This is a genomic window from Nonomuraea corallina (assembly GCF_027620315.1).
GTDB lineage: Bacteria > Actinomycetota > Actinomycetes > Streptosporangiales > Streptosporangiaceae > Nonomuraea > Nonomuraea corallina.
The window spans coordinates 49,131-58,877 of sequence record NZ_JAPNNL010000024.1 but is presented as its reverse complement, the minus strand read 5'-3'; the positions used below and the strand labels follow the sequence as shown (position 1 = coordinate 58,877).

Here is a 9,747-nt window from a genome sequence, read left to right as displayed (position 1 = left end):
GAAGCCGGCCGTGGTGGCCGAGACGATCACGCTCTACTACCCGCAGGACTGAAAGGGGCCCGGCCCCCCCCCCCCGCCCCCCCCCGGGGGGGGGGGCGCCGCCCCCCCCCCCCCCCCCCCCCCCCGCCCAGGGTCAGGTGATCCGCTCGAAGACGGCGGCGATGCCCTGGCCGCCGCCGACGCACAGGGTGGCCAGGCCGTAGCGCTGTTCGCGGCGGTGCAGCTCGCGGGCGAGGGCGCCGACCATGCGGGTGCCGGTGGCGCCCACCGGGTGGCCGAGTGAGATGCCCGAGCCGCGCGGGTTCGTGCGCTCCAGGTCCTTCTCGCCGAACCGCCACTCGCGCATGACCGCGATCGCCTGGGCGGCGAACGCCTCGTTGAGCTCGATGACGTCCAGGTCGGACAGCCGCAGCCCGGCCCGGTCGAGCGCGATCCTGGTGGCCGGGACCGGTCCGATGCCCATCCGGTGCGGCTCGACCGCGCCGACCCCCGACGACACCAGCCGCACCAGCGGCCGCAGGCCGAGCGCCTCGGCCCGGTCCGCGGTGGTGACGACGCAGAGCGCGGCGGCGTCGTTCTGGCCGCTGGCGTTGCCGGCGGTGACCGTCGCCTCCGGGTCCGCGGCGGCGCGGATGGGGCGCAGCCGGGCCAGCGACTCCAGCGTGGTGTCGGCGCGCGGGTGCTCGTCGCGGTCCACGGTGGCCTCGCCGCCCTTGACCGGCACCGTCACCGGGATGATCTCCTCGGCGCTGCGGCCGTCGCGCTGCGCCTCGACGGCCCGCTGGTGCGACAGCAGGGCGAGCGCGTCCTGCTCCTCGCGCGTGATCGCGTACTCGCGGCGCAGGTTCTCCGCCGTCTCCAGCATCCCGCCGGGGACCGGGTGGTGGCGGCCGCCCGCGGTGACCCGGCCGCGTTCCAGGCTGTCGTGCAGCACGGCCCCGCCCTGCCGGGCGCCCCACCGCAGGTCGAAGGAGAAGTGGGCGGCGTTGCTCATGCTCTCGACGCCGCCCGCCACGATCACGTCGGCGTTGCCCGTGGCGACCTCCCTGGCCGCGTACAGGATCGCCTGCAGGCCCGAGCCGCACCGCCGGTCGACGGTGAGGCCGGGCACGGTGACGGGCAGCCCGGCGTCCAGCGCGACCACGCGGCCGATGGCCGGGGCCTCGCTGGTCGGGTAGCAGTGGCCGAGCACCACGTCGTCGATCGCCTCAGGCTGGACGCCGGTGCGGGCGAGCAGCCCGCGCAGCGCCTGGGCGCCCAGTTCGGGGGCGGTGAGCGCCTTGAGCGAGCCGCCGTAGCGGCCGATCGGCGTGCGCACCGGCTCGCAGATCACGGCGTCACGGGAGGAGGTCACCGGGCTGCTCCCTCGCGGATCAGGTTCCTGGCAATGATCAGTTTCTGCACCTCGCTGGTCCCCTCGTAGATGCGGTAGAGCCGGGCGTCGCGGTAGAAGCGCTCGACCGGCACGCCGTGCATGTAACCGCTGCCGCCGTGGATCTGGACGGCGCGGTCGGCGACCCGGCCGGCCATCTCGCTGCAGAACAGCTTCGCACTGGACGGCCCGATCCGCCGGTCGGTGCCGTCGTCGTAGGCGCGGGCGGCCGAGAGCACGAGCGCGCGGCCCGCCATCAGCTCGGTCTGCGAATCCGCGATCATCGCCTGGACCTGCTGGAAGGCGCCGATGACGGTGCCGCCCTGCTTGGCGGAAGCGGCGTACCGGACGCTCTCGTCGACCAGCCGCTGCGCCAGGCCGACGCAGCAGGCGGCGATGTGCAGCCGGCCCTTGGCCAGCGAGCGCATGGCGGCGGCGAACCCCTCGTTCTCCACCTCGCCGATCAGCCGGGAGGCCGGCACCCGGACGCCGTCGAAGTGGATCTCGCTCGTGTGGGAGCCGCGCTGCCCCATCTTCTTGTCCCTCGGGCCCACGGTGACGCCCGGCGTGGCGGTGTCCACGGCGAAGACCGAGATGCCCTTCGGCCCGGCCTCCCCGGTACGGGCGAACACGATGAGCAGGTCCGACCGGTCCGCGTTGGTGATGAAGCGCTTGTGACCGTCGATGACGTAGTCGTCGCCATCGCGCACGGCGCGGGTGCGCAGGCCGCTCGGGTCGGACCCGGCCTCCGGCTCGGTCAGCGCGAACGACGCCACGCACTCCCCCGCCGCCATCCGGGGCAGGAACGCGGCCTTCTGCCGCTCGGTGCCGAAGTTGACCAGAACCTGGCCGGCGATGCCGTTGTTGGTGCCGAACATCGAGCGGAACGACGGGGTCGTGTAGCCCAGCTCCATGGCCAGGCGGGCGTCCTGCTCGGCGTCGCAGCCCAGGCCGCCGTACTCCTCCGGGATGGTGTAGCCGAACAGGCCCATCTCCGCGGCGGCCGCGCGGATCCGCTCGGGGATCTCGTCGGTCTCCTCGACGACCTCCTCCGCGGGCACCACGACGTCGCGTACGAAACTCCGTACGGTGCTCAGAACGGCGGCGAAGTCCCCGCTGTCCATGTGTCGACTTCCTCTCTCACGTCACCTGCCCATGCAGGCGTCCTTGATCCGTTCCAGGTCGTCGATCTCGGCCACCGGCGAGCTCACCACGACCTTGCCGACGTCGATCACCGTCACGTGGTCGGCGATCTCGACGGCCGCCTCGACCGCCTGCTCGACCAGCACGATCGCCAGGCCCGACGCCTTCAGCTCGGCCACCCTGGCCATCACCTCGGCCACCACCGACGGCGCCAGCCCGCCCGACGGCTCGTCGAGCATGAGCAGGCGCGGCCTGGCCATCAACGCCTGCCCGATGGCCACCATCTGCTGCTGCCCGCCGGACAGCGAGCCCGCCGGGGAGTCGCGTTTGTCGCGCAGGATCGGGAAGAGCTCGTGGATGCGGGCCAGCTCGCCCTCCAGCGCCCGGCGCCGCAGCCCCAGGCTGTAGCCGCCGAGGAGCAGGTTCTCCTGTACGGTCTGCTCCCGGAAGACCCGCTTGCCCTCCTGGACGTAACTGATCCCGAGCTTGACCCGGGCGTGGGCGGAGATCTGGGCCAGCGGGCGGCCGTCGTAGACCAGTTCGCCCCCGTGCAGCGGGTTGAGCCCGGCCACGGCGCGCAGCGTGGTGGTCTTGCCGGAGCCGTTGCGGCCGAGCAGCGCGGTGACCTGTCCCGGCCTGGCCTCGAACGAGACGTCCCAGACCGCGCGCAGGTCGCCGTAGCCGGTGGCGAGGTTCGCCACGGACAGCAGGGCGTCGCTCATACGCCTTCCTCCTTCCCCGCGGGCACCGCGTCGTCCTCGTCGTTCACGCCGAGGTATTCGTCGCGGACCCGAGGGTCGGCCTCGATCTCGGCGGGGGTGCCGGAGGCGAGCACGGAGCCGCGGGCCAGCACCACGATCTCGTCGGCCAGCGACAGCACCAGGCCGAAGTTGTGCTCGACCAGGATGACCGTGCAGCCGGCGTCGCGGATCCGGCGGATGAGCGCGGCGAGCGTCTCGACCTCGGCCTCGTCCAGTCCGGAGGCCACCTCGTCGAGCAGCAGCACCTTGGGCTCGGCGACCAGCGCCCGGGCGACCTCCAGCAGCCGGCGCATGCCGAGCGGCAGCGTGACCGCCTCGGTGTCGGCCAGGTGGGTCAGCCCGACGAGCGCGAGCGCCTCGGCGGCCCGGTCGCGGTCGCGCCGCTGCACGCGCCGGAAGCGCCGGCTGCGCAGGATCGCCCCGCCGAAGGAGGCGGGGTCGGCGGCGTAGCGGCCCGAGGCCACCACGTCCCTGACGGTGATGCCGGGCGGGATCAGCGGCGTCTGGAACGTCCGCGCCACGCCCAGCCGGGCGATGCGGTGCGTCGCGGCCGTGCCGATCTCCTTGCCGTCCAGCGTGATGGTGCCGGCGTCCCTGCGGTAGTAGCCGCAGACGAGGTTGAGCAGCGTGGTCTTGCCGGAGCCGTTGGGGCCGATCAGCGCGGTGACGCGGCCGGGCTCGGCGCGCAGCGCCGCGCCGGCGAGCGCCTGGTTGCCGCCGAAGGCCTTGGTCACGCCGGTGACCTCCAGCGTGCCGCCGGCGATGCGGCCGAGCCGCGTCGGCGCCTCGGCGGCGTCCCCCCGGGTCACGCCGGCCGCCCGGTCGAGCCTGGCGACCAGCTTGCGGGCCGCGCCCGCCAGGCCGCCGCTCATCAGCACGCCGCCGATCAGCAGGAACAGGCCGAAGAAGACCAGCGAGTACTCCTGGAAGCTGGTCGACTGCGAGGTGCCGTACTCGACGACGCCCGCGCCGATCAGCGCCCCGTACACGCTGACCGAGCCGCCCAGGATGGAGGCGGCCAGGGCGCCGGTCGCGACGTGGAAGGTGAAGGCGTCCAGCGACACGAACAGGTCCAGGTTGGCGAAGAGCGCTCCCGCGAGGCCGGCCGGGATGGCGCCGATCGCGTACCCGGCGAGCTTGGTGCGGAAGATGGACATGCCGACCGAGGACGCCAGCACCGGGCTCTGCTTGAGCACCTGGAAGGCGATGCCGTGCCGGGACGCCACGATGTTGCGGAAGGCGGCGAACCACAGGATGGCGACCGCGACCACGCAGAAGTAGAAGTCCTCCGGCGCGAGCTGGTAGCCGAACAGCGTCGCGGCGGGGATGCCGGACAGGCCGTGCGCGCCACCGGTGTGCTCCTCCAGGATCGTCACCACGTCGGGGACGAGCAGCACCAGGAAGAACGACGTCATGGCCAGCGACCAGGAGCCCAGCCGCAGCCCGGGGATGCCGGTGAGGATGCCCACGACCAGCGCCGCCAGCCCGGCCGCGACCAGGTGGACCAGCAGGTCGGTGGTTCCGGCCTTGGACAGGATGGCCGCCGTGTAGGCGCCCGCGGCGTACATGGCCACCTGCCCGATGGCGAGCTGGCCCGCGTACCCGAGCGAGAGGTTCAGGCCGCTGACGATGAGCGCCATGATGAGCGTCAGCTCCACCTGCCGGGTCAGCCCGTAGCCCGCGCCCAGGAAGGGCAGCGCCAGCAGCAGGACTCCCAGCAGCGCCGGGTACGCCCACGACGGCACCGCCCGGAGGGCGGTCCACGCCTTCATCGTCGTCACACCATCCGTTCTTGGACCTTGCCGAACAGCCCGGTGGGCCGGATCATCAGCACCAGCAGGAGGATCGCGAAGACGCTCAGGTTGCTGAACTCCGAGCCGAGGTAGCGGGCCGCGTGCTCCTCCACCAGTCCGACGGTGAAGCCGCCGGCCAGGCCGCCGTAGAAGCTGCCGAAGCCGCCGATGGCCAGCGCCACGAAGCCCTTCAGCGCCAGCGCGGAGCCGAGCGTCGCGACCGCGAACGTCTTGGGGCCGATGAAGAAGCCCATCAGCCCGGCGAGCAGCCCGGTGACCGCGAACGCGGAGAAGGCGAGCATGCGCACGTTGACCCCGCGCAGCACCGCCGCCTCGGCGTCCTGCGACATGGCCACGACGGCCAGGCCGTTGAGCCGCCTGCGGGTGTAGAGGTGGATGCCGACCACGAGCACCACGGCCATGACGATCAGGCCGATCTCGAAGGTGTAGACCCGGCCGCCGGCGAGGGTGATCGCCTCCTTGGAGCCGATGAACGGCACCTCCAGCGGCTGCGTGCCCCAGATGAGCTGGGCCAGGCCCGTCAGGACCGTGCCGAACCCGAGCGTGGTGATCAGCTGGGTCTGGTGGTCCGCGACGGGCCTGACCGCGATGCGCTCCTCGATCGCGGCGATGACCATGACCACGACCATCGCCAGGACGATGACGGCGACCGCTGGGAGCCCGAACGTGACGTGGCCGGCGTAGGCGACGAAAGCGCCGATCATCATCAGCTGGGCCTGCGCGAAGTTGAACGACCGCGAGGCCACGAAGACGATGTTGTAACCGATGGCCACGAGCGCGTACACGGCTCCCAGCGACAGCCCCGCGTAGATCAGCGTCACTTGGACGCGCCCATCTGGCCGTTGACGATCGGGGCGGGCGGCACGAACGTGTGGGTGCCGCGCGGCAGCTTGGGCTCGTGCGAGTCCGCCGAGTACGGGTAGCTGCCGTAGACGGCGGTGCCCGCGTTGCCGTTGACCTTCGGGTCCTCCAGCGCCTTGGCGATGGCCGCGGCGTCGGTGCTGCCGGCGCTCTTGGCTCCGGCGGCGATGAGCAGGACTCCGTCGTAGCCCAGGACGTTGACCATCGCGCCCTTGATGCCGCCGAGCGCCTTCATCTTCTCGACCGCCTTGTTCGTGGCCTCCGCCGCCGGGTCGTAGACCGTGGCCGCGTTCACCTCGATCTTGAGGTTCTTGACCTCGGGCAGGCCGAGCAGGCCGTCCGGCGGCTCCTGGGTGACCAGCGGGGTGGAGGCGACCGACGTCTCGCCCAGCATCGGGACGTCCCAGCCCAGCTTGGTCATGCCCTTGAGCACGTAGCCGGTGGGGGCGCCGTAGGCGTTGAAGACGACCACGTCGGGGGCGGCGTCGCGGAGCGCGGAGATCTGGGCGGTCATGTCGAGCGCGGCGGAGTCGTACTCGACGTTGCCCACGACCTCGTAGCCGTTCTCCTTGAACACGGTCTCGGCCAGCTCACCGAACGTCTTGGCGTACGGGGAGTTGCCGTGCAGGATGCCGATCTTCTTGTAGCCCTCGGCCTCGAACACGGGCAGGTAGTCCTCGACGACCACGCGGGGGGAGGCGGCCAGGTTGAAGGCCAGCGGGTGCTGCTTCGGGTCGGCCGTCTCGTCGAGGTTGGCGGAGTTCATGAACAGGATCTTGTTCTGGTTCAGGATCGGCGCGACCGCCGAGCTGACCTGGGTGCCCGCCGTGACGATGTAGGCGTCCGGCTTCTCCTTGGCGAGCTGCGCCCGCAGGCCGGACACCGCCTTGGTCGGGTTGGCGTTGTCCGGCGACTCGATCAGCTTGATCTGCCGCCCGTTGATCCCGCCGGCCTCGTTGACCGTCTCGACCCCGGCCTTGACCGAGTTCACGCCGGTGATGAGCTGGTCGGTGACCGGGCCCGCGTCGCTGCCGGCACTCACCATGATCACGTACGGGGCCTCAGCCGCCCCTGCTGTCCCGGCTTCCTCGGCGGCGCCACACGCCGGGAGCGCGAGCAGGGCGGCTGCCAGCGCCGCCCACCTCGCCCGTCGGCCTATCATTGCATCAATCCAATCTTATCTATGATTGAATCCTAGTAAGAGAAGGCTGGCACAAGGGTCTCTCCTTGGCAATGGGCAACGGGAAATTGTGAAGGTCGCGTCGGCCAAGGTCAGAGCGCGGCGCGCAGGTCGCGCCTGAGCACCTTGCCGCTGGCGTTGCGGGGCAGCTCGTCGACGAACTCGACCGTACGGGGGACCTTGAAGTTGGCCAGCCGCTCCCGCACCCACGCGATGATCTCCTCGCCGGTGGCCTCGGCGCCGCGGCGGCGCACCACGTACGCCCTGGCCACCTCGCCGAGCCGGGCGTCCGGCACGCCGATCACGGCCACCTCCGAGACGGCCGGATGGCGGGCCAGCGCCTGCTCGACCTCGGCGGGCGAGACGTTGAACCCGCCGACGAAGAAGAGGTCCTTGATCCGATCGGTGATCTTGAGGTTGCCGTCGGCGTCCAGCGTGCCGACGTCGCCCGAGTGCAGCCAGCCGCCGGGGTCGATCGCCTGCGCCGTGGCGTCCGGGTCCTCCCAGTAGCCCGGCGTCACGTTGGCGCCGCGGATCAGCACCTCGCCCGGCTCGCCCGGCGGCAGGTCACGCCCCTCGGCGTCCACGACCCGCAACTCGATGCCGGGCAGCGCGCGCCCGTTGGTACGGGCGATCACGTCGGCGGAGTCGCCCTGGCGGCACATGGTCGCGGTGCCGAAGCACTCGGTCATCCCGTAGGCGGTGATGAAGTGCTCGAACGGCAGCTCGGAACGGGCCCGCTCGACCAGCGCCACCGGCACCACCGCCGCCCCGGTGGCGGCCACGCGCAGCGACCCGAGATCGCGCGAGGCCCGCTCCGGGCTCTCCAGCAGCGCGTAGTAGACGGTGGGCGGCCCGTTCATGACCGAGACGCGGACGGACTCGACGATCCGCAGCACCTCCGCCGGGTCGAACACGGGCAGCGGCACGATCGTCAGCCCATTCATCAGGCTCGTGATCATGCCGGCCTTGTTGCCGCCGGTGTGGAAGAACGGCAGCGACACCAGGTAACGGTCGCCGGGCCGCAGCCCCCAGATCCGGCCGTACGAGGCGTACAGGTCCAGGCAGGCGCCGTGCGGGATGGTCACGCCCTTGGCCCGCCCGGTGGTGCCGGAGGTGAAGATGATCTCGCTCAGGTCGTCCGGGTCCACCGCCAGCGCGGTCCGGCGGGCGGTTTCTTCGCTCACCGCCGCGCCGCCGGCCAGGAAGTCCGCCCAGCCCAGCCCGTCGCCGCCGTCCAGCATGTCGACGACCGCGAGGCCGTCGAGCGCGGGCTCGTCCTCGTCGCGCTCGCGCAGCGCGGCCGCGTAGTCGTAGCCGAGGAAGCCGTTGTCCAGGAAGACGGCCGTGGCCCTGACCCTGCCCAGGATCTCGCGGGCCTCGCGGCCGCGGTAGCGGGTGTTGAGCGGGACCACGGTCGCACCGGCGCAGTGCAGGCCCAGCGAGGCGACCACCCAGCGGTGGGTGTTGGGCGCCCAGATGCCCACCCGGTCGCCGGGCCTGACGCCCAGCGCGATGGCGCCGCGCGCCACCTCCAGCGCTCTGGCCAGCAGCTCCCGGTACGTCAGCTCGGTCCCGCCGTCGATCACCGCCGGCCGGTCGGCGAACCTCTCGGCCCCGGCCATCAGCATGCGCGGCACGGTCCGCTCCGCCGCCCGCTCCATCGACCCCCCGACCTGCGCCGGACCCTCGGCCCGCGTCGACTGTTTGGTCTGCATCGACCCCTCCTCCACGGCGGTCACCTCCCGGTGAACTTCGGCTCGCGTTTGTCCACGAAGGCGCCCAGGCCCTCGCGGAAGTCCTGGCTGCGGGAGGAGATCTCCAGCGCGAACGCCTCGGCGGGCAGCTGCTCGGCCAGCGCGGCGTCGGCGGCCTGGTTGATCAGAGCCTTGGTGAGGCCCAGCGCCACCGTCGGCCCCGCCGCCAGCCGGGCGGCGAGCTCGCCCGCCACCTCGCCCGCCCGGCCCGGCTCGACGACCTCGTGCACGATCCCCCACGCGCTCGCCGTCGCGGCGTCGAGCCGCTCGCCGAGCATGAGCAGGCGGCGGGCGCGCAGCGGGCCGACCGCGCGGGCGGTCAGCCAGGTGGCGCCGCTGTCGGGCGTCATCCCCCGGGTGATGAACGGCTGCCAGAAGGTGGCCGTGGTGTCGGCGACCACGAAGTCTGCGGCCAGCGCGAGCTGGAACCCGATCCCGACCGCGTACCCGGTGACCGCGCACACCACCGGCACCTGCAGCTCGCACAGCTGCGGGATCAGCCGGTGCGCCTGGGACGGCAGCCGCCGCTGGATCGCGCCGGGGCGCGGCCTGCCGCCGGAGCCCGCGTTGCGCGACACGATGTCGAAGCCGCTGCAGAAGTCGCGGCCCTCGCCCGACAGGAGGACGGCGCGTACCCGCTCGTCGTTCTGGGCCAGCTCCAGGGCGTCGATGACGCCGCGCATGGAGCGGTCGTTGAGCGCGTTGCGCCGGCGCGGATCGTCGAGGCGCAGGGAGAGCACACCCTCCGACAGCCCCGTGACCAGGCCGTCGACGGCCGGATACTCGCTATACATACAAGCATTATAAAGATGGACTCTTCGGCCCCGTCAGCCCTACGTGTAGATGTTACTATCTTTGT

General features: G+C 72.2%; 8 protein-coding genes. All 8 read right to left on the bottom strand.

Annotated features, from left to right (window positions below; all coding sequences use genetic code 11):
* Positions 1-133: 133 nt before the first annotated feature.
* The 8 genes from OUY22_RS09275 to OUY22_RS09240 all read right to left on the bottom strand — a co-directional run bounded on the left by OUY22_RS09275 (position 134) and on the right by OUY22_RS09240 (position 9,682).
* Positions 134-1,354 (bottom strand): acetyl-CoA C-acetyltransferase, encoded by a 1,221-nt coding sequence (locus tag OUY22_RS09275; RefSeq protein ID WP_270154419.1) that lies wholly within the window; start codon positions 1,352-1,354, stop codon positions 134-136.
* Complete coding sequence (locus tag OUY22_RS09270; RefSeq protein ID WP_270154418.1) at positions 1,351-2,496, bottom strand: acyl-CoA dehydrogenase family protein; 1,146 nt, start codon at positions 2,494-2,496, stop codon at positions 1,351-1,353. The genes OUY22_RS09275 and OUY22_RS09270 overlap by 4 nt, the downstream gene beginning before the upstream one ends.
* Positions 2,497-2,517: 21 nt before the next feature.
* The gene (locus tag OUY22_RS09265) at positions 2,518-3,237 is read right to left on the bottom strand and encodes an ABC transporter ATP-binding protein (protein WP_270154417.1); all 720 of its coding nucleotides are present in this window, start codon (positions 3,235-3,237) and stop codon (positions 2,518-2,520) included.
* On the bottom strand, positions 3,234-5,048 hold the full coding sequence (locus tag OUY22_RS09260; RefSeq protein WP_270154421.1) for a branched-chain amino acid ABC transporter ATP-binding protein/permease: 1,815 nt from the start codon (positions 5,046-5,048) through the stop codon (positions 3,234-3,236). Before OUY22_RS09260 ends, OUY22_RS09265 begins: the two co-directional genes overlap by 4 nt.
* A 5-nt stretch (positions 5,049-5,053) precedes the next feature.
* A complete protein-coding gene (locus OUY22_RS09255) occupies positions 5,054-5,911 on the bottom strand; it encodes a branched-chain amino acid ABC transporter permease (protein WP_270154416.1) in 858 nt (285 codons plus the stop codon).
* Positions 5,908-6,996, bottom strand: coding sequence for an ABC transporter substrate-binding protein (locus tag OUY22_RS09250; protein ID WP_270154420.1), 1,089 nt, complete (start codon positions 6,994-6,996; stop codon positions 5,908-5,910). The genes OUY22_RS09255 and OUY22_RS09250 overlap by 4 nt, the downstream gene beginning before the upstream one ends.
* Before the next feature lie 227 nt (positions 6,997-7,223).
* A complete protein-coding gene (locus OUY22_RS09245) occupies positions 7,224-8,849 on the bottom strand; it encodes a FadD3 family acyl-CoA ligase (protein ID WP_270154415.1) in 1,626 nt (541 codons plus the stop codon).
* Between the two features lie 20 nt (positions 8,850-8,869).
* On the bottom strand, positions 8,870-9,682 hold the full coding sequence (locus OUY22_RS09240; protein ID WP_270154414.1) for an enoyl-CoA hydratase-related protein: 813 nt from the start codon (positions 9,680-9,682) through the stop codon (positions 8,870-8,872).
* Between the last annotated feature and the right edge of the window lie 65 nt (positions 9,683-9,747).